At 39.5% G+C, this 25,923-nt stretch carries 22 protein-coding genes and 1 pseudogene; 19 read left to right on the forward strand and 4 right to left on the reverse strand.

Features of this window, described 5'->3' with window-relative positions; all coding sequences use genetic code 11:
- Positions 1-53 precede the first annotated feature (53 nt).
- The 8 genes from hutH to ACDZ29_RS21470 all read left to right on the forward strand — a co-directional run bounded on the left by hutH (position 54) and on the right by ACDZ29_RS21470 (position 8,755).
- Entirely contained in the window at positions 54-1,613 is a 1,560-nt protein-coding gene (hutH, locus tag ACDZ29_RS21435; protein ID WP_289324770.1) for a histidine ammonia-lyase, read from the forward strand.
- A gap of 92 nt (positions 1,614-1,705) precedes the next feature.
- Positions 1,706-2,833, forward strand: a complete 1,128-nt coding sequence (gene solA / locus ACDZ29_RS21440) for an N-methyl-L-tryptophan oxidase (RefSeq protein ID WP_375088599.1) — start codon at positions 1,706-1,708, stop codon at positions 2,831-2,833.
- 326 nt (positions 2,834-3,159) lie between these two features.
- On the forward strand, positions 3,160-3,918 hold the full coding sequence (gene pxpA, locus ACDZ29_RS21445) for a 5-oxoprolinase subunit PxpA (protein WP_375088600.1): 759 nt from the start codon (positions 3,160-3,162) through the stop codon (positions 3,916-3,918).
- 121 nt (positions 3,919-4,039) lie between these two features.
- Complete coding sequence (locus tag ACDZ29_RS21450; RefSeq protein WP_375091194.1) at positions 4,040-5,179, forward strand: NRAMP family divalent metal transporter; 1,140 nt, start codon at positions 4,040-4,042, stop codon at positions 5,177-5,179.
- Between the two features lie 90 nt (positions 5,180-5,269).
- On the forward strand, positions 5,270-6,061 hold the full coding sequence (locus ACDZ29_RS21455) for a putative hydro-lyase (RefSeq protein ID WP_289324773.1): 792 nt from the start codon (positions 5,270-5,272) through the stop codon (positions 6,059-6,061).
- A gap of 22 nt (positions 6,062-6,083) precedes the next feature.
- Entirely contained in the window at positions 6,084-6,842 is a 759-nt protein-coding gene (gene pxpB / locus ACDZ29_RS21460) for a 5-oxoprolinase subunit PxpB (protein ID WP_289324774.1), read from the forward strand.
- Positions 6,839-7,834 (forward strand): biotin-dependent carboxyltransferase family protein, encoded by a 996-nt coding sequence (locus ACDZ29_RS21465; protein WP_375088601.1) that lies wholly within the window; start codon positions 6,839-6,841, stop codon positions 7,832-7,834. Before pxpB ends, ACDZ29_RS21465 begins: the two co-directional genes overlap by 4 nt.
- Before the next feature lie 165 nt (positions 7,835-7,999).
- Positions 8,000-8,755 carry an IclR family transcriptional regulator gene (locus ACDZ29_RS21470; RefSeq protein ID WP_370017027.1) on the forward strand — a complete coding sequence of 252 codons (756 nt, stop codon included), beginning with the start codon at positions 8,000-8,002 and terminating at the stop codon, positions 8,753-8,755.
- Positions 8,756-9,125: 370 nt separating this feature from the next.
- Here ACDZ29_RS21470 and ACDZ29_RS21475 read toward each other — a convergent pair whose 3' ends face one another.
- Complete coding sequence (locus ACDZ29_RS21475; RefSeq protein ID WP_375088602.1) at positions 9,126-10,148, reverse strand: hypothetical protein; 1,023 nt, start codon at positions 10,146-10,148, stop codon at positions 9,126-9,128.
- 396 nt (positions 10,149-10,544) lie between these two features.
- Between ACDZ29_RS21475 and ACDZ29_RS21480 the strand changes: the two genes are divergently transcribed.
- The 10 genes and pseudogenes from ACDZ29_RS21480 (at position 10,545) to ACDZ29_RS21525 (ending at position 19,561) form a co-directional block, all read left to right on the forward strand.
- Positions 10,545-11,105, forward strand: coding sequence for an HPP family protein (locus ACDZ29_RS21480; RefSeq protein WP_375088603.1), 561 nt, complete (start codon positions 10,545-10,547; stop codon positions 11,103-11,105).
- Positions 11,106-11,509: 404 nt separating this feature from the next.
- Complete coding sequence (locus tag ACDZ29_RS21485; RefSeq protein WP_375088604.1) at positions 11,510-11,968, forward strand: DUF2690 domain-containing protein; 459 nt, start codon at positions 11,510-11,512, stop codon at positions 11,966-11,968.
- 28 nt (positions 11,969-11,996) lie between these two features.
- The gene (locus ACDZ29_RS21490; protein WP_375088605.1) at positions 11,997-12,122 is read left to right on the forward strand and encodes a hypothetical protein; all 126 of its coding nucleotides are present in this window, start codon (positions 11,997-11,999) and stop codon (positions 12,120-12,122) included.
- 446 nt (positions 12,123-12,568) lie between these two features.
- On the forward strand, positions 12,569-13,849 hold the full coding sequence (locus ACDZ29_RS21495) for an MFS transporter (RefSeq protein ID WP_375088606.1): 1,281 nt from the start codon (positions 12,569-12,571) through the stop codon (positions 13,847-13,849).
- Between the two features lie 588 nt (positions 13,850-14,437).
- Positions 14,438-15,232: an alpha/beta fold hydrolase gene (locus tag ACDZ29_RS21500; protein ID WP_375088607.1), complete on the forward strand. Its 795-nt coding sequence runs from the start codon at positions 14,438-14,440 to the stop codon at positions 15,230-15,232.
- A 44-nt stretch (positions 15,233-15,276) separates the two neighbouring features.
- The gene (locus ACDZ29_RS21505; protein ID WP_289324780.1) at positions 15,277-15,525 is read left to right on the forward strand and encodes a ferredoxin; all 249 of its coding nucleotides are present in this window, start codon (positions 15,277-15,279) and stop codon (positions 15,523-15,525) included.
- Between the two features lie 199 nt (positions 15,526-15,724).
- Positions 15,725-16,717 carry an NAD(P)/FAD-dependent oxidoreductase gene (locus ACDZ29_RS21510; RefSeq protein ID WP_375088608.1) on the forward strand — a complete coding sequence of 331 codons (993 nt, stop codon included), beginning with the start codon at positions 15,725-15,727 and terminating at the stop codon, positions 16,715-16,717.
- A 950-nt stretch (positions 16,718-17,667) separates the two neighbouring features.
- Positions 17,668-17,997 carry a carboxymuconolactone decarboxylase family protein gene (locus ACDZ29_RS21515; RefSeq protein WP_375088609.1) on the forward strand — a complete coding sequence of 110 codons (330 nt, stop codon included), beginning with the start codon at positions 17,668-17,670 and terminating at the stop codon, positions 17,995-17,997.
- Between the two features lie 199 nt (positions 17,998-18,196).
- Positions 18,197-18,406: pseudogene (locus ACDZ29_RS21520) on the forward strand (SDR family oxidoreductase); the annotation flags it as partial.
- Between the two features lie 912 nt (positions 18,407-19,318).
- A complete protein-coding gene (locus ACDZ29_RS21525; RefSeq protein ID WP_375088610.1) occupies positions 19,319-19,561 on the forward strand; it encodes a hypothetical protein in 243 nt (80 codons plus the stop codon).
- A 26-nt stretch (positions 19,562-19,587) separates the two neighbouring features.
- Here the strand turns inward: ACDZ29_RS21525 and iadA are convergent, their stop codons facing one another.
- Both iadA and ACDZ29_RS21535 read right to left on the reverse strand, forming a co-directional pair.
- On the reverse strand, positions 19,588-20,760 hold the full coding sequence (iadA, locus tag ACDZ29_RS21530; RefSeq protein ID WP_370014754.1) for a beta-aspartyl-peptidase: 1,173 nt from the start codon (positions 20,758-20,760) through the stop codon (positions 19,588-19,590).
- A gap of 36 nt (positions 20,761-20,796) precedes the next feature.
- On the reverse strand, positions 20,797-22,218 hold the full coding sequence (locus ACDZ29_RS21535) for a YfcC family protein (protein WP_375088611.1): 1,422 nt from the start codon (positions 22,216-22,218) through the stop codon (positions 20,797-20,799).
- Between the two features lie 268 nt (positions 22,219-22,486).
- On the opposite strand from ACDZ29_RS21535, the gene ACDZ29_RS21540 reads away from it, so the two are divergent.
- Complete coding sequence (locus ACDZ29_RS21540) at positions 22,487-24,529, forward strand: sigma-54 interaction domain-containing protein (RefSeq protein ID WP_375088612.1); 2,043 nt, start codon at positions 22,487-22,489, stop codon at positions 24,527-24,529.
- Between the two features lie 287 nt (positions 24,530-24,816).
- Here the strand turns inward: ACDZ29_RS21540 and ACDZ29_RS21545 are convergent, their stop codons facing one another.
- Positions 24,817-25,734, reverse strand: a complete 918-nt coding sequence (locus ACDZ29_RS21545; protein ID WP_375088613.1) for a LysR family transcriptional regulator — start codon at positions 25,732-25,734, stop codon at positions 24,817-24,819.
- Positions 25,735-25,923 lie beyond the last annotated feature (189 nt).

Genomic DNA, 25,923 nt, shown 5'->3' on the forward strand with positions numbered 1-25,923 from the left:
ACCAGAACTTTTTTCTCCTTCTTGATGAGTCATATGAGAGGAGATGTGTAAGGATGACAACAGCCGATTGTTTACACCCTATGGATATTAAAGAGGTTGTACTGGGCGATGATGCCATCTCAATCCAAGAGGTAATTGCGGTTGCAAGATATGGTGCGAAAGTTACTTTCACCGAGGCATATTGTGATAGGGTGGATAAATCCCGTAGCCTAATAGATAAGTTTTTAGATGAAAATCGATTGATTTACGGCGTAACGACAGGGTTTGGCAGTAATATGACGGAGGTGATTTCTCCACAGGACGCAGAAACCCTTCAACGGAATATTGTTCGTTCACATGCTGTTTCTGTTGGGGAAACTCTTGAAAAAGAAGTAGTAAGAGCCATTCAATTGATGATTCTCGTGAATTTAGGCCAAGGTTATTCAGGAGTCCGTTTACAAGTTTTAAAACTAATCGCTTCACTGTTAAATCACGATATACTTCCCTATGTTCCAGGTGAGGGGTCAGTAGGGTATCTGTCTCCTGAAGCACACATGGCCTTATTGGTGATCGGGGAGGGACGGGCGTGGTACAACGATGAGCTTCTCCCGGGAAAGGATGCATTAGCACAATCTGGATTGAAGCCAGTTACGCTTGGGTGTAAAGAAGGACTGGCACTTACAAGCGGGACTACTTCCGTCACTGCGATGGCTGTCCTGGCTTTATACAATAGCATTCAAGCAGCGAAAACCGCTGACATTACGGGAGCTATGTCCTTAGAAGTGCTAAAAGGAACAATAAAAGCATTTGATCCTCGTCCCCACGCATTGAAAAAACATGAAGAACAGGCTATGACAGCCAGAAATGTTACAAGGATTCTTGAAGGCAGCCAAATCATTGATACTTACAAGGAACATAGATTACAAGATGCACTTAGTTTACGATGCATTCCACAAGTCCATGGAGCCATAAAAAGAGTATTGAAAGACGCTGCTGTTTCGATTGGGAATGAAATGAACTCTGTAAGTGACAATCCTCTGATTTTTCCGGAAGAGGAAGACGGAATTGCATTAATGGCTGGGAATTTTGATGGTTCATTTGTTGGGATTTACGCGGATACGATATCCATAGCGTTAGCAAACTTAGCAAAAATAACAGAACGCAGAATAGATCGCCTTGTAAACCATCAACTTAGTGAATTACCTAATTTCTTAGTGGTTAATCCAGGTTTAAATAGTGGCTACATGATTCCACAATATACAGCTGCCGGGCTATTAAATGAAATCAGGGTGCTCTCGCATCCAGCCACAATAGATAATATCCCTACATGCGCAAATCAAGAAGACGTAATAAGTTTTGCCTATTTCGCTTCGAAGAAAGCCTATCGGATTTCGAAGAAACTTGAATATATTTTAGCCATTGAACTGATGACCGCAACGCAAGCGATGGATTTTCATCTACCCTTGAAACCGTCACCGGCTACGGAGGCGGTATATCATTTAGTTCGGAGCGAAGTGCCGATGGTTGAAGAAGATCGCTTTTTCCATCCTGACATTGAAGCGATTCATAGGCAAATTCATGAAGGTGAAATAGTGAAGCTCGTTGAAATGGCGATCGGGGAAATAGAGTTCTAAAACCATGTGGAAGCTGTTTTACTTTATTTAATAAGGTAATGGCTTCCTTTTTTTAATATGAAGGCTCATATTTAAAGGAGGAGGGATGTAAGATGCACTATGATGTAATTGTAATTGGAGCTGGATCTATGGGTATGTCTTCAGGTTATTATCTATCAAAAAGTGGACAAAAAGTATTATTAATAGATTCCTTTGCTCCTCCCCATAATAAGGGCAGCCATCACGGGGAAACAAGAATTATTAGACATGCTTATGGTGAAGGCAGGGAGTATATTTCTTTGGCACTTAAATCCCAAAAGCTATGGGGTGAATTGGAAAGAGATTCGGGGAAACAATTATTTCTTCCAACAGGGGTCCTGAATGCCGGAAGCGAAAATTCGGATTTCATTAAACAAGTGAAAGCGGGATCAAAGGAATATGGTTTACCTATGAAAATCTTGGATTCACATGAAATTCATGATAGATGGCCTGGAATAACACTGCCAGAAGACTACATTGGGTGCTTTGAATCGACTTCGGGCGTGTTGAAAAGTGAAGAGTGCTTAAGAGCGTATCAACAACTTGCGAAATCCCATGGTGCCGAGATCATTGTAAACAGTGAGGTAAGGAAGATAGTTGCTCATGGCAATGGGGTCACGATTAAAACGGATGAACAGACATTCCACTCAGAATCTTTAGTGGTTGCAGTTGGGGCATGGGCCCCGAAAATACTGGCGATGTTAGATTTAAATCTGCCGTTAGAACCTATTAGAAAAACATTTGCCTGGTTTCATGCAAATGAGAAATTATATAATCATAATGATTTTCCAGCTTTTACTTTTGATACTTCAGTGGGTACATACTATGGCTTTCCTAGTATAAATGGTTCTGGATTGAAAATAGGGAGACATGATGGAGGAAACCGTATAAATCCTGATGGCTGTATTGAGGGTTTTGGTGAATTGGATGAAGATGAGGGAGATTTGATGAAGTTTTTACGGAAATATATGCCTACTGATCAAAAAATGAAATATGGGAAAACTTGCATCTACACCATGACCCCTGATGAGCATTTTATAGTGGATCAACATCCTTATTACCCACACATTGCTATAGCAGCAGGTTTTTCTGGTCACGGGTTTAAATTCAGCAGTGTCATGGGAGAAATTTTGAGTGACTTGATTATATCCGGTACAAGCAAGGAAGATATTTCATTGTTTTCTATTAATCGATTTAAATGAAATGAGTCCTTTCACCTTTAGATTGAACAACCTTTTATGCGCCACGCTTTAAACTTAAAAAAAGCCGTTGATTCCTTATAACAGGAAACAACGGTTTTTTTTTTATTATCACTTAATATTCTACCATTTAGAGACTGAATTTGAATTAATGTTAGATTATCTAACGAGGTATTGTCGAAATATTTAAAATATGCTAGAATTATAATATTCCGAAATATGAAACTCTAATTCCGAAATTCGGTATTGTTAAATTGAGTGAATAAAGAGTACTTACATATTTATCTGGGTTATTTACTGAAATTTCCGTCATTAAAGGAGAGGGTAGTATGAAAACGGTTGATTTGAATTGTGATTTAGGAGAAAGTTTCGGCGCATACCGCATTGGTAATGATCAAGAGATTTTAGATTATGTAACATCAGTTAATGTAGCTTGTGGATTCCACGCCGGTGATCCTTCAGTCATGAGAAAAACGGTTCAGCTTGCTTTAGGGAAAGATGTCAAGATAGGGGCCCACCCAGGTTTCCAGGATTTAATAGGTTTTGGCAGACGCAATATGAATATTTCACCACAGGAAGCTTATGATATTGTAGTCTATCAAATTGGTGCATTAAATGGCTTCCTGCAATCAGAAGGCGGAAGTATGCAGCATGTGAAACCGCATGGGGCTTTGTACAATATGGCCGCAAAAAACAAAGAGTTATCCTTGGCCATCGCTGAAGCGGTATATAAAGTGAATCCTGAGCTAATCTTATTTGGTTTGTCGGGCAGTGAATTAATCCGTGCCGGACAGGCTATCGGATTGCGAACGGGCAGTGAAGTATTTGCTGATCGTACCTATCAACAAGATGGTTCATTGACTTCCCGATTGGAGAAGGATGCCTTGATCGAAAATGATGATGATGCCGTTGCACAAGTCATTCGCATGGTGAAGGAAGGGAAGGTTTTGTCTCAACAAGGTTCAGATGTGGCTTTAAGAGCAGATACCATTTGCATTCACGGGGATGGGGCACATGCTTTAACCTTTGCTCGGCATGTGAAAAAATCCTTGCAATTATCTAAAATAACAGTCAAGTCCTTTTCTTGAAAAAACCAATACATTCAGGAGGTAGATTCCATTGGAGCCAATCAAAAATACTGCAGCACAGGAAAAGAATCCGACTAAGCCAAAAACAAACCGTACTTTATTGTTAGGTGCAGCATTCCTAATGGCAACATCGGCAATAGGACCTGGTTTTTTAATGCAAACAACCGTTTATACCCAAAGTCTTGCAGCAAGTTTCGGATTCGTTATTCTTATTTCGGTCATTCTTGATATATTTGCCCAAACAAATGTATGGCGAATTATTGCTGTGTCCGAAAAACGGGGTCAAGAAATTGCAAACATGGTCCTTCCAGGGCTGGGTTATGTACTTGCCGCACTGATTGTTATGGGCGGGCTGGCATTTAATATTGGAAATATCGCAGGAGCTGGATTAGGTCTGAATGCGATGACGGGAATCTCCCCAACGGCCGGGGCGGCAATAAGCGCAGTCATCGCCGTATTGATTTTTGTAGTGAAAGAAGCGGGAAAAGCCATGGACCGCTTTACGCAAATTGCCGGGTTTTTCATGATTTGTTTGATGATTTACGTTGCTTGGACAACCTCTCCTCCAGTCGGGGAAGCGGTAGTGAGAACTTTTGCACCTGATAAAATCGATATTATTGCAATCGTTACATTAGTGGGTGGATCTGTAGGCGGCTATATTACATTTGCAGGGGGACACCGTCTCTTGGATGCAGGCGTGAAAGGTGTTGGAGCATTACCTGAGGTCACTAAGAGTTCGATAGTGGGGATCTTGATCACTACGGTAATGCGTGTTGCGTTATTTCTAGCAGTATTGGGTGTTGTATCGAAAGGTTTACAAATTGATTCGGATAACCCTGCAGCATCCGTTTTTCAACTTGCTGCCGGTGATGTAGGATATAAAATCTTTGGTGTCGTCATGTGGGCTGCCGCGATCACATCAGTTGTTGGAGCCGCATATACTTCCGTTTCGTTTGTCAGAACATTCAGCGAAAAGATAAATAATAAGGCTAACTGGATAATTGTTGGCTTTATAGTAGTATCGACTATTTGCTTTTTGTTAATTGGGGAACCGGTTAAAGTACTGCTTATAGTTGGAGCCATTAATGGATTAATTTTACCAATTGCCCTTGGTACATTGCTAATTGCCGCATATAAGAAAAACATCGTGGGTGAATATAAGCATCCTTTATGGTTAACGATTTCCGGTGTATTCGTGGTAGTCATCATGGCGTTAATGGGCGTGTATACATTAGTGAAACAACTGCCCGCACTTTTTTAATGATTAATGAGTGAAAATCCAATAAATACAGGTGGAAGTGGCGTGCCAGTTTGTCACTGACTGCCAGTTCTTAATAGGAGATGAAAAATAATGATCGATCTTTCTCAGGCTACCCCGGCTGAGTTGCGTTCAATGATTCGAAACACCGAATTGGTAAAACCGACTGCTGGAATGGCTAACGGTTATGCACAGGCGAACTTAGCCATCTTAAAAAAAGAGCATGCTTTTGATTTTTTATTATTCTGTCAGCGCAACCCTAAATCCTGTCCATTGCTTGACGTAACGGAAATTGGTTCACCCATTCCCGCATTTGCAGCAAAGTCTGGGGATATACGCACAGATATTCCTAAATATAGGGTATATAAATATGGAGAATTAGTGGAAGAAGTAACGGATATTTCAAACTATTGGGAAGACGATATGGTTGGATTTTTAATCGGGTGCAGCTTTACCTTCGAACACGCCCTTTTAAATAATGATATATCGATTCGTCATATTGAAGAGGGATGCAATGTACCTATGTATAAAACCAATATTCCGTGTATTGAAGCAGGGATTTTCCATGGGAAAATGGTAGCTAGCATGAGGCCGATTCCACAAAAGGATGTGGTGAGGGCAGCTCAAGTGACATCGCGGTTTCCTGCAGTTCATGGGGCTCCGATTCATATTGGTGACCCTGAAGCAATCGGTATTTCCAGCATTCAGCATCCGGATTTTGGTGATCCAGTAACGATTCGTGATGGGGAAGTCCCGGTCTTTTGGGCATGTGGCGTAACGCCTCAATCCATTGCTATGGAGACCAAACCGGAGATCATGATCACGCATGCACCTGGACATATGTTCATAACGGACATTCGTGATGAAAAATTAGGAGTTTTATAACTGACGGAAAGAGATGAGTCCTATGCCGGAAAAGCTTTTGAATAAATCTGCTTGTACACTTTCTCCATTGGGCGATTCCGCAATCGTGATTACATTCGGGAATGGAATGGAATACAGCATTCACAAAAACATTAAATTGTTTATGGATTCGCTGGCAGAAGAACCCTTTCCAGGATTTATAGAATGTGTGCCGGCTTTTACTAATTTGACGGTTTTTTATGATCCGCTAGTTATCTATAAGGATCGAAAACAAAACAGTGAAACTGAAAACATTTCCCCCTATGAAGTGGTCCGTTCCATCCTGGAATTGAAATTACAGGAAATAAAAGAAGATAAAAAACTCTCACATCGAACGGTTTCCATTCCTGTGTGTTATGGGAAAGAATACGGTCCGGATTTGGAATATGTAGCCCGTTATAATAAATTGACAACTGATGAAGTCGTTCATATTCATTCAACCGGAGAGTATTTGGCCTATATGATTGGATTTGCGCCTGGTTTCCCGTTTCTTGGCGGACTATCAAAAGACATCGCGACGCCTAGGCGTTCTTCTCCCCGGATGACAATTCCGGCTGGGGCAGTAGGAATCGCTGGTATGCAAACGGGTGTATATCCAATATCAACACCCGGTGGATGGCAATTAATCGGACAAACGCCAACCAAACTATTCTTACCAAATGTAAATCCACCCAGTCTATTACAAGCAGGGGACATTGTTAAATTCCATCCGATTTCTGTTCAAGAATATAAAGATATGATTCGTAAGGAGGGGGAACATTGAGCCTGCGAGTAATCAAACCGGGATTATTGACAAGTATACAGGATCTTGGAAGAAAAGGATTTCAACAACATGGGGTGATTGTAAGTGGGGCGATGGATGGATATTCTTTACGAATTGCCAATATGTTGGTAGGCAATGAAGAAGGAGAGGCGGCCTTGGAAATCACCTTAATGGGTCCGACCATTAAAGTAGAGAAAAATTGCCTGATTTCGATAACGGGTGGGAATTTAACACCAACAATTGATAGTAAGGCTGTACCGATGTGGAAGCCTATTTATGTAAAAGAGGGATCGATTCTTCGATTTGAAGGGTGTAAATCAGGTTGCAGGGCGTACTTAACAGTTGCGGGGGGCTATGCGATTTCTGAAGTGATGAACAGTAAAAGCACATATCTAAGGGCTGGGATTGGCGGCTATAAAGGGAGGGCATTAAAGGCTGACGATGTCTTGGAGTTTAATGAACCTTCCAAAATCCTTGGTGATCGGGAGTTCAAAGGTCCATTTTCCTTCCCAAAGTGGTTTGTCAATGATAAAGAGTTCTTGCCAGGGGGAAAACCTCTCATCCATTTCATCGATGGAAGCCAATATGATTATTTCACGGAATCAAGTAAAGATAGTTTTATAGAGGGTTCATTTAAAGTTTCCAATCAATCCGACCGCATGGGATATAGAATATCAGGCCCGACACTTGAGTTACAGGATAATGGGGAGTTATTATCTGAAGCGGTCACGAATGGGTCGGTTCAGGTTCCTCCGGATGGAAACCCGATCATTCTCCTTGCCGATAGCCAAACAACGGGAGGATATCCTAAAATCGCTCAGGTGATTACGGCAGATTTACCATTGATCGCTCAGGTTAGGCCAGGGGAATCCATTCAATTCTCACGGGTGAACTTAAAAGAGGCTGAACGGCTTTTCCTTCAAAAAGAACGACAATTCAATGAATTGAAGGTTTCGATTTCATTAGCCCTGAAAAAATGGCTTGCTATATAATTCCTCCGGCAAAAAACGCCAACGATGAGAAAGTACTCTTTAAGAGTGCTTTCTTTTTTTTGTTCCCCTTAAATATATAATTTACTGTAGGCCATTACATCCTTTCTTCCATGTTTTATAATAGAATGATAGTTAAGGAAAAAATGTATCATGAAAGGAGAAATCATGCAGGCACATAACAAAACGGTTGTGAAATCCATGCAAATCCTAACCCTTTTCATAAATCATCCGAAACTGACCTTTAATGAAATGATGGAACTTTCCCATTTGCCGAAAACCTCGTTACACCGTATGGTGGGATCATTGGAAGAAATGGGATTTTTAAAAAAGGACGATGATGGCCATTATTCACTTGGACTGATATTCTTGCAGTTTGGTCAACTGGTAGGGGAGCGTTTGGATATCAGGTCAATCGCTTATCCCATCATGAAAGATCTTCGGGATGATGTTGAAGAAGCAGTGAATTTAATTGTGAGGGATAAGGATGAAGCGATGTACATCGAAAAGGTGGACACCCTGCATCCTGTTCGTCTTTATACATCTATTGGAAGGCGTTCGCCATTGTACGCTGGCGACTCTCGAATCATCCTAGCGAATTTGCCTGAAGAAGAGCGTGAAAATTATTTGGAAAGTATTCAATTAAAACCAATCGCCATGGGAACGATAACGGATAAAACTAAACTCCGTCATGCTTTGGATGAAGCTAGAATGAATGGTTACACGATAACTTCATCAGAACTTGAAGATTATACAAAAGCGGTGAGTGCACCGATACTCAATGGCAAAGGTCAAATAGTAGCTGGTATTAGTGTGGCCGGTATTGAAGCAAGGTTTCAGGAAGATCGCCTGCCTGAATTGATTGACAAAGTAACGAATGCTGCCAAGGCAATTTCCATGAAACTTGGTTCTCAAGTTCATTAAGGAAAATAGAAAATGATTTTTTCCAAACTATCATCATTTACGAAATCGATTAGTTTACTTAATTAGGATGACTTACATATGATAGTAGACAAAAAAGTAGGGGTCCCCGGTTTTAAAAAAAGGAATAATCTGCAAAGCCACCGGTTATGGTGGTTTTTTTGTCATTTTGGCATACTCAGTAGTAACGGTGTAATGATAGCAGCTTTATTAGGAGGGGCTTATCATCAACCATTTCATGAACATAGGGAAGTGAAATTTAACTGACCAAGACGCAAAGGTGAACCATCCGAGATGGTTCACCTTTGCTAATATCGCTATATTCAAGCTTTGGAATCTGGTTACACTTAATTGGATAATCGTTAGTTAGCCCCTAAATACGCACAAAATCTGATTGATTTATATTTCTCGGCACGCCGATGTCAGCCATTGTAAGTAAACCTGGTTTACGGAGGGAATCAATTTGCTTTGCGGTATTGATAATCATTGCTGCGGTTGCGGTATCGCCAAAAATGCCGTTTGGGACAATCAACCTCTGGGTTTCGTTCCCCTCAATAACGATTTCATCTTCTTGCTTAATACCTGCAGACATCGTTAAATCCAGTGAAATTTCCTTTCCGTCCGTTGTCTTGCCCGTGGAAATTTGATGGAGCCCCTTAACATCCCCAGGTTTTAATGTAGTTAGGGGAACGGTAATATTTTCACTTGCAATCGTTGGTTCTATTATATTGATTACGCTTGAAAGTTTCCAATTGAGCCCATAAGCGATCAATCTTACAGACTCCTCAAGTCCTACATGACCAATTTTATCCTGTTTAGCTAAAAATTCAAACTCTTCTTTGGTCATACCGATTCCGACTTTTTTTTGTAGGGGAAGGCGCCTTTTGGATACATCCACTTTACGATTGACCCTGATTTTGTTAACCGTCGTCAATATTGTTGAAAAAGAAATGGCCATAGTATCCATTATGTAGCCTGGATTGATTCCGGTTCCAATGACACTAAGTCCTTTTGCTTTAGCGTAATCATCTATTTCCTTTGCAAGTACAGGGTAGCGATGCCAAGGGAAAGAAAGCTGCTCACAGGTGGAAACAACTGAAAAACCATGATCTAAAAGCTCTTTGATTTGTGGCCATACTTTTTGTGCGTTTGAACCGGTTGCATGAAGGGCAATAGGGTGGTCAGCTGCAGAATTCACTTCCTGTATGTGGGTTACTACACACTTGTTCGTTTCTTTTTCATTGATGAGTAAACCAATATCCTTACCTACCTTATTGGGATCAATATCGACAACGCCGATAATCGATTGTGGATTGGTTTGATAAGCGCTGCGTAGAATTTCAATACCAATGGGGCCGAGTCCGAATACTGTAAATTTAGAATATTGTTTAGCCATTCATCTCTCATCCTTTCAAATAACGTATAAGAAAAGGCTAACATTGATAGATAAATAATAAAAATAGTTAATTTTTATATATTTATAAATTATTGTTATAAAGGAATGACAGTAATGAATGGGCGGATGTATGTAAAAGAGGCTTCAAAAGGTTTTATTAAGAAAAGTCCCAACTTTTTGTGCTGAACGAAGTGGCTATCGGTTGCAAGGGATTGAAGCAAAACAACCATTCCAAGGCGTGTCGGTATTCTAACCGAGCAAAGTAAAGAATTAATCCCTAAAAATTAAAATTCAGAGATATATTTAAACATTCCTTGTTTTCATGTAAGATAACTTTATAGATAAAAACTTCGGAACGTATCAAATTACATAGAAAGCTTGAGGAAAACATAAATTATGGATTTTGAAAAAAGCCTTGAGAAAAGATGGAGTAATCAACCAAACATAGGTTTAACAGCGTATTTAAAGAAAATGAAGGGTGAAGCTAGATCAAAAGATAATATTGATTATATTGATTCGTTTATTTCAGCTATAGGTGGGCTCATTACAATTATCATTATTAGTTTCATAGCTGTCTATTTAGGATATCCTATGGCATTAGCTCCGCTTGGGGACAGCTGTGTAATTGTTTTTGGTGCCCATAATAGTCTCTTGTCCCAACCTCGTAATGTTGTTGGAGGACATATAATCTCGACAACTTCAGCACTTATTATTTGGAGCATATTTGGCAAGAGCCTATTCATTATCGGTCTAGTGTTAGCTATAGTATTAATTATAATGACCCTTACAAAAACAGTACATCCTCCCGCAGCAGCAAGTGCCCTTGTGGCTGTCAATTCTCAAGCTGGGTGGGGATTCCTTCTATCGATTGTAATAGGTACCATATTATTAGTTTTAATATCGATGATTTATAATAACTTATTTCAAACTAGACAATATCCAAAACACTGGTTATGAGAAACTAATTTGGTCTGTATTATTTAGATGATTAGAAATATATAATTATATATAAATCGGGAAGTGAGGGTGTATTTTGGCAAGGAGTTTCCGAAAGGACCTGTCTTGGGGAAAATACAACTGGAAGTTATAAAAAACTCAAAAACATTGATTATACTTAAATTAAATAAAAAAAAATCCGACCAATATAGGTCGGATTTTTTTTACTATTAGCAGAAGCCGCCATATCCATGATGGGCATGTGGGATTATCCGTTAACTTCGTAGTTAGCCTAAAAATGGTAATATTTATACAGATGGTAAATGATTCCATAGTGCATGGAAGTTCCAATTATTGTATAGTAAAGTAAAGTCTGGAAGAAGTAAAGGAGAGAGGTTTTTATTAAAAAATTATTAAATATTGGGATGGCAATAACTCTTGTCTTTGGACTGTTTTTTGCGATTGCACCCATGAATAAAGCATATGCCCTGTCCTATGATAATACAAATCCTTATTCGACAGGCTGTGCGAATAAAAGTCCAATCACCTATGAAACAGAATATATCTACAAAAACGGTGTGAAAATTGGATATGTACAGCTAAAAGGAAGTGCGTATTGTCATACGGCTTGGGGATACTTAAAGTTTTATTCGGCTGCTCCGTACGATTATTATGCAAATGTTTGGGTTGATAGTTTTAATGGCACGACTAAGAGAGCATATACAAGTTGTGCTAGTTCCGGTGGAAACGGTTGGATAATGAAAGGTCAGACGTCCTATTATACTTCACAATTAAGGAATTTAGATCCGTATAATGCTTTGGCCAAAGCAGGTATTTATTCTTCAACTGGGGCTCTAATTATTTCTGCGAACACCGGTCGTTAATTAGTAGGTTATATTAAGAAGGAATGCAATGAAACATATGGAGCAGGCGGAAACATGGGTCTCAGAATCAAATGGAAGTACGACATCCGGCTCTAAAGCCTATATTTACGGTAATGGAGATACATTAAGCGACCAATGCTTATATGCGAATTAAAATAAAGGAAGGAACTATTCTCCCCTTCCTTCATATGAAAAACGTGTCCACAAATAGGCACGTTTTTATTTTTTGCGATCACGAGTTGTATGGATGGTTGTAAATCCGGTTACTCCTTGCCGAGTAGTGTTGATGCGATCTTAGAATCCATAATCAATAATGGTGAAGACGGTATTGTTTCGTGTTGTTGTCAACGAAACAATACTTTTTTTGTTTTTTTTATTTAAAACTTTTTTTTTATTGAAAAAATATTGTCTGAATAATATTGACTATTTAGAAAATTCAATATAACATTAAATATTGGTAACAATGTTTTTTATATAAAACATAAAGTTGCTGCTATTTATTTTGAAAGGGGGAGTTGTATAAGTTTAATAGTATACGAGGCATTATCTTATCACTAATAATGAAAGCGCATTCAAAAAGTATTAAAAGGGGGTAATAACATGTTACAAGGTCAAAAAAGGTGGTTGTACATTGCGGTTCCTATTTTTTTCTTCTGGTTTTTCGGTCAGATTGATAAAGTGGGCATCTCTGTTATCCAAACTGATCCGGGATTTTTAAGTGACCTTGGTTTAACTGGCCCGGATAAAAATGCGAAAATTGGCTTAATCTCCTTTATATTCATGATTTCATACTCGTGTTCCAACATTTTTTGGGGGGTTATTATTGACAAGTTAGGGGCACGGAAAACAGCTGTTTTAGGTTTGCTGGTTTGGACAGCGACCATGGTTATGGGGGGGCTGTCTACTTCATATGAAATGTTTTTAATTAGTAGGGTCATCCTCGGAATTGGGGAAGGGATGATGATTCCGATATCGGGTAAATTTATTTCGAATTGGTTTCATAAACGCGAGCTTGGTCGGGCACAGTCATTCTGGATTACCGGCAACTATCTAGGCCCAGCAGTGGGTACTGTTATGCTCATTCTTATAATTTCAACTTTTCATTGGCAGGCTGCATTCTTTGTTCTCGCCGCCTTTAATTTATTCATTAATATTCCAATGTTCCTTTTCTTGACTCGTAATACGCCAGAAGAACATCCACGTCTCAGTAAAGAAGAGGTCTCCTACATTCGCCAGAAAGACGAAGCAAATGATGCGGAGCAGAAGCAATTCTTCGCTAAGGATTATCGTTATTGGATTGTCTGGTTTGGCAATTTGATGTCGTCCTTTCTATTCTTTGGAATCAGCATTTGGCTGCCAACCTATCTCGTTGAAGCCAAAGGCTTTGAAAGAGAAGCAATGACGGGGATTACTTCATTATCGTGGCTATTTGCTCTTGGATTTGTCCTGGCCGGTGGATTTCTGGCGGACAAAACGAAACGCCCGAGTTTGCTAGCGACGATTCTTTTCATATTAACAGCTGTATTTTTGACAATTGCCGTTATTGCACCAAATCCTATTGTCGCAGGCGTTTCTATGGGGCTCGCTATGGGAACCCAGGGAGGAATGTTTCATCTGACCAATTTTTTCATCATCAAATTTTCGACACCTGAAACAGCTGGCCGCGCAGCCGGTTTAATGGGTTTCACAAATATTATGGGTGGCTTTTCAAGCTATATTATGGGGTGGAGTCGCGATTTGTCTGGCGGTGATTTTGGTCCTTCCATCGGCATGCTGATTGTGGCAGCTATGCTTGGGTTTGTGGCTTACTTGTTTATGATTAAAAGAGAGGCTGCTGAATATCACCTAAGTAATACGACCGGAAATAAAGTAACTTTTTAAATGGATGGATCAAGGGACAGCAGCGACACGATTAGCAGAAACAGCGCAAATGTTGTGAAAGCACACGCGCAGACACCCTCCGTAAAAGAAGAACCGAATGTGGAATAGCCTGTCTCAGTTCAAGTGGACTTGATGTTCAATAAACCGTAGTTAGAAGTGGTTTCTCAGTAAGAAGGGGCGCCTGATTCTTACTGAGAAGCCATATAAGTCTTAAGATAGAATGCCAATGCGTTGATATATTTTTAGACTCACGAGTGAAAGAACAAGTTGAGTATTCATACATGTGTAAATCATCTTTTGTTGACTATAAAAACAGAGAGTGTTAAAACCAAAACACTTATCCTTTTTTTATAACTTACATTGACAATAAAGCGATTACATTTTAAAATTGTTTATATAGAAAAACACTGTTTTATATGTAAAACAATAACGGTTTGTGAGGTTGAATTTATTGAGGAAATTTAAAGTGGCAAAAGAAACCTTTTAGAATAAGGAATTTGTGGCTCGCTTACAAGACCGTACACTTGATTCTGTAAAAAGGTTTTATAGAGTTGCCTTTGCCAAAAACAAATAAGGGGGACTGATTGCATGCCTTATGTACAAGTTGAAAATTTAAGTATTCATTATCAAATAGAAGGTAATGGAGAACCTTTAGTATTGTTGCATGGTATGAGTAATAATTCTCAGTCATGGATGGAACAAATTCATGATTTAAAGGAACATTTCACGGTTATTGCATGGGATGCTCCGGGTTATGGGAAAAGTTCAGATCCGGCAGAAGAATTTAGAAATTTTAAAGAGTTTGCGCGTATTCTGAACGGCATGCTTGATCAGCTAAAGTTGGAAAAAATCCATCTGCTCGGCCATTCAATGGGAGCAGCAATTGCGATAGAGTTCTGTAGCCTGTACCCTAATAAGATTAATAAACTTATATTAGCCGATTCGACAAGAGGGGCTGCTGCCCTAACCCCAGAAGAAAACGAGATGAAATTGAAGAATCGATTATTTTCAATTGAAAACCTTTCTCCTGGGGAGATAGCGGAAAAAAGGATACAAGCATTGCTATCTTCCTATGCATCCGAAAAAGTCCATAAGCGCGTAAAAGAGATTATGACACAGGTAAGGCCGGCAGGATATCGTTCGGTAGCATATTCACTTTATCATCTAAATCAAATAAATTTGTTATCTCATATAGATGTTCCTGTTCTTATTATTTGTGGTGAGTTGGATACTGTAACTCCTATAAAGGAGTCGGAAGCAATTCATGAAAAATTAATGAACTCCCAGCTAGTTATAATTCCAGAAGGCGGTCATCTGTGTTATCAAGAAAATCCAGAGAAGTTTAACTCAAGCATTCTAGAATTTTTGAACAAAAGTGAATAAGGAAAAAAGCTAAGCTTAGATTAAAGAGGGGAATGATAGTGAAAATGGCTAAATTTACAATCGTGGATAAAGAAACTTGTATTGCTTGCGGAGCATGTGGTGCTACAGCTCCGGAGATTTATGATTACGATGATGAAGGTATAGCGTTTGTTATATTGGATAATAATGATGGGGCAGCAATCATACCTGATGAACTCGAGGAGGATATGCTGGATGCTTCAGAAGGATGTCCGACCGAATCTATTAAAATAGCTCAAGTGTCCTTTGATGGTAATCCTAATAAATTTGAATAACATTTCTAGATAAGATGGTTGCAATTAATTATAGATAACTATGGAGATAACATCTCTAGTTTGGTTTAAAGGGTGGAAATTCAACATTTATTATTTTTTGGAACGGGGAAATGGAAGGGTTACTTGTACAGGTCTATCCCTTAATGGGTCTAATTTCAGTATGATCAACCAACAACATGAAGAACAAGGAGTGATTAATTTGACAGAAGAAAAGAAGGTTTATGACATAACAATTATTGGCGGCGGCCCAGTTGGCTTGTTTACGGCGTTTTATGGGGGAATGAGGCAAGCAAAGGTGAAAATCATTGAGAGTCTTCCTCAATTGGGAGGACAGCTCACGGCTCTTTACCCCGAAAAGTTCATTTATGATATAGCTGGATTTCCAAAAGTAAGGGCTCAGGAATTGATAGATAATTTAAAAGAACAAATGAAAGTATTCGAACCAACAATTTGTCTTGAAGAAGCAGTTGAACAGATGGAAAAGCAAGCTGATGGAATATTTAAGATCACTACGAACCTCGATACTCATTTCTCTAAATCAGTAATTATTACTGCTGGGAATGGAGCTTTTCAGCCCCGCAAACTAGAATTGGAAGATTCAACACAGTTCGGAAATAAGAATTTGCATTATTTCGTGAATGATATGAACCAATTTAAAGGAAGAAAAGTTGCGATTCTAGGCGGTGGAGATTCTGCAGTTGATTGGGCCCTTATGTTAGAGCCCATTGCTGAAAAAGTAACATTGATACACAGAAGAGATAAATTTCGTGCCCATGAACATAGTGTAGAACAATTAGTGAATTCCTCTGTTGAGGTCAAGACACCATATATTCCCTCCGAACTGGTAGGGTCGGATCAGATTACTCAAATTGTTTTGGAACACGCAAAGACTCAACAAAAAGAAGTGGTGGAGGTAGATGATTTAATTATTAATTACGGCTTTGTCTCTTCTCTTGGCGCGATTAAAGAATGGGGTCTAAACATCAATAAAAATGCAATTATCGTCAATTCCAAACAAGAAACGAATATTTCAGGCATTTATGCAGCCGGGGATATTTGTACGTATGATGGAAAGGTTAAATTGATTGCTTCTGGATTTGGTGAAGGTCCTACGGCTGTCAATAATGCTAAAGCCTACATTGATCCCAAAGCGAAAGTTCAGCCGATGCATAGTACTTCCTTATTTAATTAACCTGAAAGGGAATTTAAAGATTTAATAAATTTAATATAGGAAGGTACTAATTGGGAACAGCTTATATAAATAATAATCAGTCCAATTGCCTTCATTATAGGTCCTGCTTACATAAACGCTACGTCAAGACGAATATTACATTCAAAGCTACACATTCAAAAATAAAAGTCGAATTTCTTCAAAGATAGGAATTCGACTTTTAGATCGTTTAAGTAAGGTCCCCCATAGCGATTCTTCACAATACGTTTCTTCGTAAGTAAAAAATAGTATTGAATAGGTTATTAATAGAAAATAACTAGAGGTTCCTATCTAACGAAATCCCTCCTTGTTCTGCCACGACTTAGGGTGGGTCAGCTATCGTAGGATTCCACTACCCCTACGATAGCTGATCCAAAGAATTTAGGAATAACCTCTTTATTTAATCCTTGATTTTTTCCTGCGTTTATATTCACATCTCATTTTAATTCTTCAATGACAAATTCCAGGGAAGGGCTGCGAAAAGCAGAAGCCCTTTACTCTTTAAGATCGTCGAAAATAGAAATAATTGCTTACAAATTATTCAAACCAAATCAGGTTTCCATCTTTAAAATCCATTTCAGTTTCAGATTCACACAATTGTTTAAAGTTCATTAATATGCTCTTCAATGAGTTTATCCGGTTAATTAAATTTTTCCATGTGATGATGATAAATGGGTTCTTCGGCCAACAATTGCGATGTCGGGAATATCCTTTGTAATTTAATCGAAATTTTTTTCAGACATCAGTTCAGAAAAATAATCTCACAATATTTATCGAATTGTGCATTTTTTTGATTATTGCAGACATTCTGTTTTTATTTAAAATTATACACAAATGTGCGATATCGCATCAATATGTAATTTTTATTGGGCATCAAATTTAACTACCTACGGCAAAATAGAAGAGTAAAAAAATGAAAGAAGGGATATTAAATGTCAAATTCAATAGAACCTACTCCAGCACAGAAAATGATCGGAGATATTGCTCCCAAGCTTGTACAATTAAACGATGATGTTTTGTTTGGGGATATATGGGAGCGTGGGGAACTTTCTCCCCGTGACCGTAGTTTAATTACCGTATCTTCTTTAATAACCGGTGGAAATACACAACAACTAGGATTTCACTTAAACAAAGCAAAGGAAAACGGTCTTTCTGAAGAAGAACTTATTGAAGTCATTACCCATCTTGCTTTTTATGCTGACTGGCCAAAAGCGATGTCTGCAATCATGGTTGCTAAGGAATTGTTTTCGAAAGAAAAATAGCAATGAAATTTTAAAAGTCATTTATTTAAGAAAGGATGTTAATAGATATGGCTAATATTCAAGGTAAAGTGGTCATTATTACGGGAATTTCGTTGATTGATCTTCACCTCGAGCTGCTAGCACCAACTTTGCCCCTTTAGTTGCAAGTTCTTTGGCAGTAGTTTCTCCAATCCCACTGTATGGTTTTGTGGCTTGGCATGAACAAATGGACGTACTAGCTTCGTATGCACTTAATGAGTTTGGGAAAATCGATGTATTAGTGAATAATGCAGGAGTGATGCTACAATCATTCCTTTTTAAGAAGAAAATCGATGAATGGAATATGATGAATGTGAACATCAAAGGCGTACTTTATGGCATTGCAGTTGTTCTGGCTACAATGAGGGAACAGAAATCCGGTCACATCATTTTGCCCCACTTTAATTTTTGGGGCAAACATAGACATTTAATACTTTATTAGTTTTAAAAAAATGATTGGGAGGGGTTACTTTGAATTATCCCACTGTCGGGAGGTTGGCATTAACTTTTTTGATATGGCAAACGTAAATAGCTTGGGCGTTCTGAACAAATACTGGGGGAATGATGGCCGATTGTAGGGGCGAGATGTACTCGCAACAAATTTTTTTATCCGGCGGTCATGCTTGAAGTTCGAAATAGCTTAAACTCTTAAAAACGGATTGCATTGACTTTCGCTTTGTGCATATGTTCGACGAAAATATTCCTATGGAAGAAAAACATCGTCCACTTGATGACCTTAAAAAGCACAAGGGGAAATTCTCTATCCTGGGGTAATCAATTGGGTTGCTTAGCAAATTATAAAGGCATTAGGGATTTCTACAAAAGGACACTTTGCCCGTTTTGAAGTAATACAACCTATGTTTTACTTGGTTAAACGTCAAACTGAGGTCGGAATTTCACCTCTGCCCGCTTCCGAACAGGTTGGAGTATCCTCTAGCTATAGCCCTTTAGGAGCTGGACTTCTTAAAAGGTAACATGGGGATAAACGAACATAGCAAAGACGGTTAGTGGTAGATAAACGATATTCTGATCGCTATTTGGATGAAATGAATATCGCTGTAGCTGACCGATTTAATGGGTATGCTGCAGAACATGGCATTGACATCTAAACATTTGTGGTTGTCTGGGTTATGTCGGAGCCTGCAATAACAGCACCCATTATCGGGTCAAGAAATTTATAACAACTCGAGTCTTTCCTTGCTGCTTTTGATGTGGACATGACCCTGGAATGGCGGAATGAAATATCTTCATTATCTATTACTCCTGCACCTGCAACGGACCTAGGAGAAACGCTATTACCGATGTGGACATAAATCTACCAATAGATGATTCTTTGCTCCTGCCGAGAATTTCCCGCACCGCCTTGAATCGGATCCGCAACGGACGGGTCATTCAGCAGTCCCGCTATGATTTTTCTTCGGTAGCCAGAATGATTGCGCACCCGATATCGGTCGGAACTGGAGGTTTCATATTGGCAAGTGGCATGCCATTTTCAACATTGCGATGGATACCTATTACGGAATCGAATCACTGTGAGGCGACGTGATTCCGATAAACGGGTATTCTGTCTCCTCATTCAAATGTTCCTTTTATCAACGGAACACCTTTTTCTACCATAACTTTTCCTCTCGCCACTACAGTGGCGATTGATAATGTTTCCTTTTGCAACAATACGATATCAGCATCCTTCCCGATTTGAATACTGCCCTTGTTTGAAAGCTTCAGCACTTGTGCGGGATTCGTGGTGATGACCTTCAGAGCCGTTTCAAGAGGGATGCCTTCTTCTAAAACAGAATCACGGACTTCGTGATATAAGGATGATACTTTTCCTACTTGAAGGCCTGCATATTCTCCATGAATGTTGAAAAAGGGAAGGCTTGCTTGCCCGTCTGAAGAGAAAGTGATGTGTCCGACTGGAATCCCTTCTTCAAGCATGATGCGTAAGGCCATGCTGCACTTCACTTCGCCATCTTCTAAAAACTGAGGAATGGTGCTTGTAGTGAAGTCTACGTATCCGCCTCGTTTCGCGTAATCAATTCCCGCCCTGAATAATTTTTCATTTCGGTTAATATGTGTCGGATGGAGCTGCCGTATGGGAATGTTGGTGTTATCTGCGACTTCATGTAACAATGAAAGCTCTCCATTTCCATCCCCTACATGAACTTCCAATATACCGGCTTTTCCTGATAGAATCCCGCCGTTGCGTGCCGCTGTGGCGATTTTTATAATTTCTTCGAATGTGGGTTCTGATGATCTATGGTCGGAGATGGCAATCTCCCCGACACCGATAATTTTGTCGATTAGAATAATGTCGTCTTCGATTTTTCCGGTCAATGTTTTAACGGGTACTTGATAGGAGCCTGTATGAATGAAACAGGAAATACCTTCCTCTTCAAGGGCCCGCGCCTTGGCAAGGAGGCTTTCCATTCTACGTGTAGTTCCGTCCGTACCAAGTAATCCGACCAGCGTAGTAATTCCTGAAGTTGTAATATCCGTGAGCATCAGCTCGGGGGTGCGGGTTTTGAATCCGCCCTCGCCGCCTCCGCCAATAATATGAACATGTGAATCTATAAAGCCCGGAACAATCAAAAGATTAGTCGCATCGATGATTTGAATAGGAGCAAAGTTGTCAGGAATCTCGATTCTATCATCTATGAATGCGATTTTATCATCTGTAATTAATATGTCTTTCCGTCCTAAGTAATTGGGTGAGTATATCTCGCCATTTTTGATTAAAGTAAGCAATGCGTTTCTCCTCCTGTAAATAAGTCGTGATCTATATCAGAATGGACCATATCCGATGAAGTGAGCTGTGATGACAGCTATTAATCCGATGAGATATTGAATGAGCACCAGCGGCAGAATCCACTTCGCCCATTTTGTCCAAGGAATGCCTGCGATTGCCAAGCCCGCCATCAAGGTGGTAGCGGTCGGAAAAATCATATTTCCAATTCCGTCCGCAAAAGAGAAAGACAGCACTGCAGTTTGGCGTGTAATATCCAATAAGTCTGCAAGCGGCACCATAATTGGCATGGTCAGCATCGCATGACCGGTGCCTGACGCTAGAATGAAATGGATAATGGTTTGGAAGCTGTACATGCCGGCAACGCTTAAATAGGCCGGAATATGCTGGATGGATTCAGCTACTTGATGCAACATGGGGTCAACGATATGTCCTTCATTCAATACGACAAGAATGGCGCGTGATACGCCGATTATCAGAGCGCCGCCGAGCAAGGCTGCAGATCCATTGGTAAAGGAGTTGACAATGTGATCTGCAGACAGTTTCCCGATGATTCCAATAACGATTGTCAATACAATGAATAAGGCAGCTATTTCTGTCATGTACCATTGGAACTTGATGACTCCAAACGCCAAGACGATATAGTTAATTAAAAAGGCGCCTAAGATGAACTTGTGTCTGGCTGTTAACTTTGCACTTGATTGCAGCAGTTTTTTCGCTTCTTCTTTTGTATATTTTCCGTATATTCCTATAGAAGGATTTTTCTTTACCTTCATTGCATGACGATAGATATAAAGAACAGAAACAATATAGACGATGAAAAATAAAATAAGGCGCAACCCTATGCCCGAGAACATCGGCAATTCTGCAATTCCTTGCGCAAGTCCTACTGTGAATGGATTCATGATGGCAGTCGTAAACCCTGACAATACCCCCACTATGACGATGGCGGTTCCTGTAATTGTATCGAATCCCAGGGCCAACGCCAACGGAATGATAAGAGGAAGATATGCAAGTGTTTCTTCCGCCATCCCCATTAAGGAGCCACCTACTGCGAAAAACAGCATCACGACAGGAATCAATAGCTTTTCACGCGTCGCCAACTTACGAGCCATTGTAGCGATAAGCACATCAACCGTTCCTGTTGCTCTTAAAACACCAAAAAATCCTCCGATAATCAATAAGAAAAAGATAATATTTCCGGCTTCCACCATTCCGGTGTGAATAGCTTTTATCATATCGAACATTCCGACCGGTGCAGAGTCTATCCATTTAAAAGAACTGGCATCTACAGTTGTCCTTCCATCAGCTTCGATCCGTGCATATTCCCCGGCAGGCAAAATGTAGGTGAATAGAGTTGCTATTGCGAGAATGCAGAGCAGCAATACAAAAACATTGATTTTTCTCTCTTTTTTCCCCGCTGTTCCAAGCGAAACAACCTTCTCTTCTATTTGGCTCATCAGTGTCTCTCCTTTGTCTTTAAAATAAATGCATGGAATTAAGACGCTTACAAAATATTCCCGGCCTATGGGCTATCATCAGTTTCCTAGTATTATGATGTCCCCTCCTTATCCATAGGCACTTCAATCCTTTATATATGCAAATCTTGTGCCATTAAGGGGGGAATGATATTTACGGAAACTTAATTGTCGGAATTAGAGTATAAGGACTTTATTGGTCCTTTTTGGTGATATAATAGAACCAATTTAAAGACAGGTTGGTGTTTTTATGTCAGGGTCCTCACTTACACTAATAGCAGGAAGCACAAAAACAAAGGAAGCCTTGCAGGAACAGCTGGAACAATTGCTTGGAGACTATGTTCATGTCAAAAGCCATGCTGCAGATGAGGGTTTACCGCATTCTCTGGAAGATGAAATCATCTTGTATTCATCAGATGCCGCTTATGTTAATAAAAAGGGTATGTATAGCGTAAATGCCGGGAAAATAATTGTGGGAAAAAGAACGGTTAACCATGAGTACATTGACAAACTTTTAAGAATACCAGATGGTTCATCAGTTCTTCTGGTGAATGATGATGATGATGCAACTATAAATCTTATTGAATCCTTATATCAGCTTGGTGTCGATCATATTCAATTTATCCCTTTTCGGAAGGGTATATTGTTTTATGAGGATGTCCAAATTGCCGTTTCACCAGGAGAAACACATCTGTGTCCACCTTACATAAAAGAAGTAATCGATATAGGCGTGCGTCTTTTCGATATAACAACAATTCTGGAAGTAGTAGAAAGTTGTGGTTTGCACAAGGATATATCCTCGAAGATTTCAGAAAGGTATATTAGCAATATCATAGAATTACAACGTAAGCTCGTATATGCAGAGCGGGATGCCAAGCAAATGAGCGAACACATCCAAAATGTGTTGGGAACAGTCGATGATGGAATATTGGTCGTTAACGGAGAAGGACTGATTTCAGTATTCAATAACCAGCTTGCGGCATTGTTCCATGTTGAGGCACAAGAGGTGGTTAATAAGTATCTAGATCAAGTAATGAATCGTCGGGATATTACCCAATTCATCATGGAAGGTAATGATGAAAGCAAGTTCTTCGAAATAGACAGCGTGGATGTCGTAATTTTCCGATTGCAAATGATCAAAGAACATACAATCGTCGCAACCTTCAAAAGTGTACATCAAGCCTTAGAAATAGAAAAGACAGCACAAAGAGAAATGCGAAATAAAGGATTCTATACGAAATACTGCTTTGATGATATTATCGGCGAGGATGAAGTAATGAAAAAGCGTAAACAAATTGCCAAGAAGCTTGCCTTATCGGAGCATCCGATTTTGATTCAGGGCGAGACAGGTACAGGAAAAGAACTGTTTGCTCATGCCATTCATGAGCATTCCTTGCGAAAAAACGGGCCGTTTCTGGCTGTGAACTGTAGCGCATTAACAGAAACGCTACTTGAAAGCGAATTGTTTGGCTACGAAGAAGGGGCATTTACAGGAGCACAAAAGGGAGGCAAGAAAGGACTGTTTGAAATGGCGGATAATGGGACCATTTTTTTAGATGAAATTGGCGACATAAGTCTCACCGTTCAATCCCATCTGCTTCGAGTTCTGCAGGAGGGCGAAATTCGCAGGATTGGCGGAAAAAGAATCATTCCCATTAATGTTAGAGTGATTACCGCAACAAATAAAGATCTTCAAGGAAAGATGCGGGACGGTTCATTCAGAACAGACTTGTTTTACCGGCTGAATGTACTCAATCTGAACATTCCCTCACTCAAAGAAAGAAGAGCGGATATTCCGCTTTTGATAAAGCATCTCATAACAAAAAGCGGGAAGTGGGTAAAGGTGGAGCAAGAAGTTCTGGAGTATTTCATGCAATATGAATGGCCCGGCAACATACGAGAACTGAAAAGTACAATTGATTACATGCTGACCGTCTGTGAGGGGAATGTCGTGACGAAAAGTGACCTTCCGTTCATTCACGGTCTTACGGGAAACAGTGTGCCTTCTGAATATCCTGCATGTGAAAGTATGCTGGAAATGCAGGAGCGTGCTTTCATCCTGGAAGTAATCAAGCAATGCAACGAAAAAGGAAAAGCGGCAAGTAGAGAACTGATTTCAAGTAACAGTCAAGATTCCGACATTTTCTTGTCCCCTCAGCAGATCCGACGCCGCTTAAATATTTTAGAAAGCGAAGGGTTTGTCATCAAAGGCAGAGGACGGGCCGGTACGAAAATCACCGTTGCCGGAATAGAGTATTTATATTTTCTTAAGTCGGAGCATGGGATGCATTGATATTCTTAGGCACTACCAATAGGGGTGGTCCGAATATTTGAACGTTTTTAAAATGATATTACTTAGCGGAGTATAGAAGAAAAAATTAGTATAGCCCAATTTCTCAGCGTCATAAAAGAGAAATTGGGCTTTTTTTACTTCATAATGCGTAAAACCTTTACTTTTGTTCCTTTTAATCGAGAGAGGATCTTTTTTATTGAAAAGGTAACGAAGAGCTAACCATTATTTTTAAAACCCGTTAATTAAGATGATAGGTTCTTCTCACTCCGAGTTGTTTCGCAGATATTTTAGCCAAATATATCGTTAAAAGCATGTTCATTTTTTAATGTTTTCAAAATATGCTTAGTCAGCATTGATGCATCCTTGTTTTTCCAAACTGCGGAAATGGAACTGGATAATTCAGAGTTATCGATGTTCAAGGCTTTAACTTTGCTTTTTCCCAACAAGCTCACCATATCTTCAGGCATGAGAGCAACGCCTAAGTTATTGGATATAAGATTGGCGATCGTCAGTAATTCGGATCCTTTACATAATTCCTTAGGTGAAAATCCAGCAGTCAGACAAGCTTTTTCCAAAAGGAATTGAAGGGAGTGTGCTTGAACGGCATCATAATGGATAAAAGGTTCGTCTTTTGCTTCGTATAAGTGTATAGAATCCTTCTGGGCTAGTGGATGATCCATGGAAACAACCAATTGTAAAGGAAATCTCAGGAATTCAATCATGCTTAATCCTTCATTTGCGATGATGTTATTGTGTATGGGCGTTCGGATGAATCCGATATGATAATTTTGTTGGTTTACAAGTTTCACAGCTCTTGAGGATGTTGTTTCATGCACGTAAAATTCTGTTTCAGGGTATTCCTCCACTACCTTTTTCAATAACTTCGGGATATATATGCTAGCTGCAGAGGGGACGGTAGCAATCTTCATTTTAGGCTTGGGGATGGTTTTATTTTCAACTATGTAATTCACTGTTTTCTCGATATCTTCAAAGGAAGGAGCAAGTTTTTTATAGATGTACTCTCCTTCTTCCGTCAAAGTGATTTTTCTTGTCGTTCGATTTAATAGTTTAAAGCCTAATTGTTTTTCGAGGGATGAAATCTGTTGGCTAAGTCCGGGCTGGGAGATATGCAGGGTTTTGGAAGCCTCACTGAAACTAAGATGGTTAGAAACCTCTATGAAATAGCGGAGGGACAGGAAATTCAAACAATCACCCACTTCAGTTTGATTTGAAAATACACTGTTAAATAGCTGGTAAAAGGAAGGGTGGACTTCTAATATTCCCTCTCAAAAAATACCTGAATATAATTATTGAATGCTAGAAAAATGCAAGGAAGGTCATTTTATAATATAGACTTATAAGTTTATAACAATAATATATTTCTAAAATGGAAG

Source organism: Peribacillus sp. RS7 (assembly GCF_041956845.1).
Lineage (GTDB): Bacteria > Bacillota > Bacilli > Bacillales > DSM-1321 > Peribacillus.

What these genes read in the sequence shown, in the direction of transcription:
- hutH (WP_289324770.1), top strand. Translation starts at nt 54, where the DNA reads ATGACAACAGCCGATTGTTTACACCCTATGGATATTAAAGAGGTTGTA.
- solA (WP_375088599.1), top strand. Translation starts at nt 1,706, where the DNA reads ATGCACTATGATGTAATTGTAATTGGAGCTGGATCTATGGGTATGTCT.
- pxpA (WP_375088600.1), top strand. Translation starts at nt 3,160, where the DNA reads ATGAAAACGGTTGATTTGAATTGTGATTTAGGAGAAAGTTTCGGCGCA.
- ACDZ29_RS21450 (WP_375091194.1), top strand. Translation starts at nt 4,040, where the DNA reads ATGGCAACATCGGCAATAGGACCTGGTTTTTTAATGCAAACAACCGTT.
- ACDZ29_RS21455 (WP_289324773.1), top strand. Translation starts at nt 5,270, where the DNA reads ATGATCGATCTTTCTCAGGCTACCCCGGCTGAGTTGCGTTCAATGATT.
- pxpB (WP_289324774.1), top strand. Translation starts at nt 6,084, where the DNA reads ATGCCGGAAAAGCTTTTGAATAAATCTGCTTGTACACTTTCTCCATTG.
- ACDZ29_RS21470 (WP_370017027.1), top strand. Translation starts at nt 8,000, where the DNA reads ATGCAGGCACATAACAAAACGGTTGTGAAATCCATGCAAATCCTAACC.
- ACDZ29_RS21475 (WP_375088602.1), bottom strand. Translation starts at nt 10,148, where the DNA reads ATGGCTAAACAATATTCTAAATTTACAGTATTCGGACTCGGCCCCATT.
- ACDZ29_RS21480 (WP_375088603.1), top strand. Translation starts at nt 10,545, where the DNA reads ATGGATTTTGAAAAAAGCCTTGAGAAAAGATGGAGTAATCAACCAAAC.
- ACDZ29_RS21485 (WP_375088604.1), top strand. Translation starts at nt 11,510, where the DNA reads ATGGCAATAACTCTTGTCTTTGGACTGTTTTTTGCGATTGCACCCATG.
- ACDZ29_RS21490 (WP_375088605.1), top strand. Translation starts at nt 11,997, where the DNA reads ATGAAACATATGGAGCAGGCGGAAACATGGGTCTCAGAATCAAATGGA.
- ACDZ29_RS21495 (WP_375088606.1), top strand. Translation starts at nt 12,569, where the DNA reads ATGTTACAAGGTCAAAAAAGGTGGTTGTACATTGCGGTTCCTATTTTT.
- ACDZ29_RS21500 (WP_375088607.1), top strand. Translation starts at nt 14,438, where the DNA reads ATGCCTTATGTACAAGTTGAAAATTTAAGTATTCATTATCAAATAGAA.
- ACDZ29_RS21505 (WP_289324780.1), top strand. Translation starts at nt 15,277, where the DNA reads ATGGCTAAATTTACAATCGTGGATAAAGAAACTTGTATTGCTTGCGGA.
- ACDZ29_RS21515 (WP_375088609.1), top strand. Translation starts at nt 17,668, where the DNA reads ATGTCAAATTCAATAGAACCTACTCCAGCACAGAAAATGATCGGAGAT.
- ACDZ29_RS21535 (WP_375088611.1), bottom strand. Translation starts at nt 22,218, where the DNA reads ATGAGCCAAATAGAAGAGAAGGTTGTTTCGCTTGGAACAGCGGGGAAA.
- ACDZ29_RS21540 (WP_375088612.1), top strand. Translation starts at nt 22,487, where the DNA reads ATGTCAGGGTCCTCACTTACACTAATAGCAGGAAGCACAAAAACAAAG.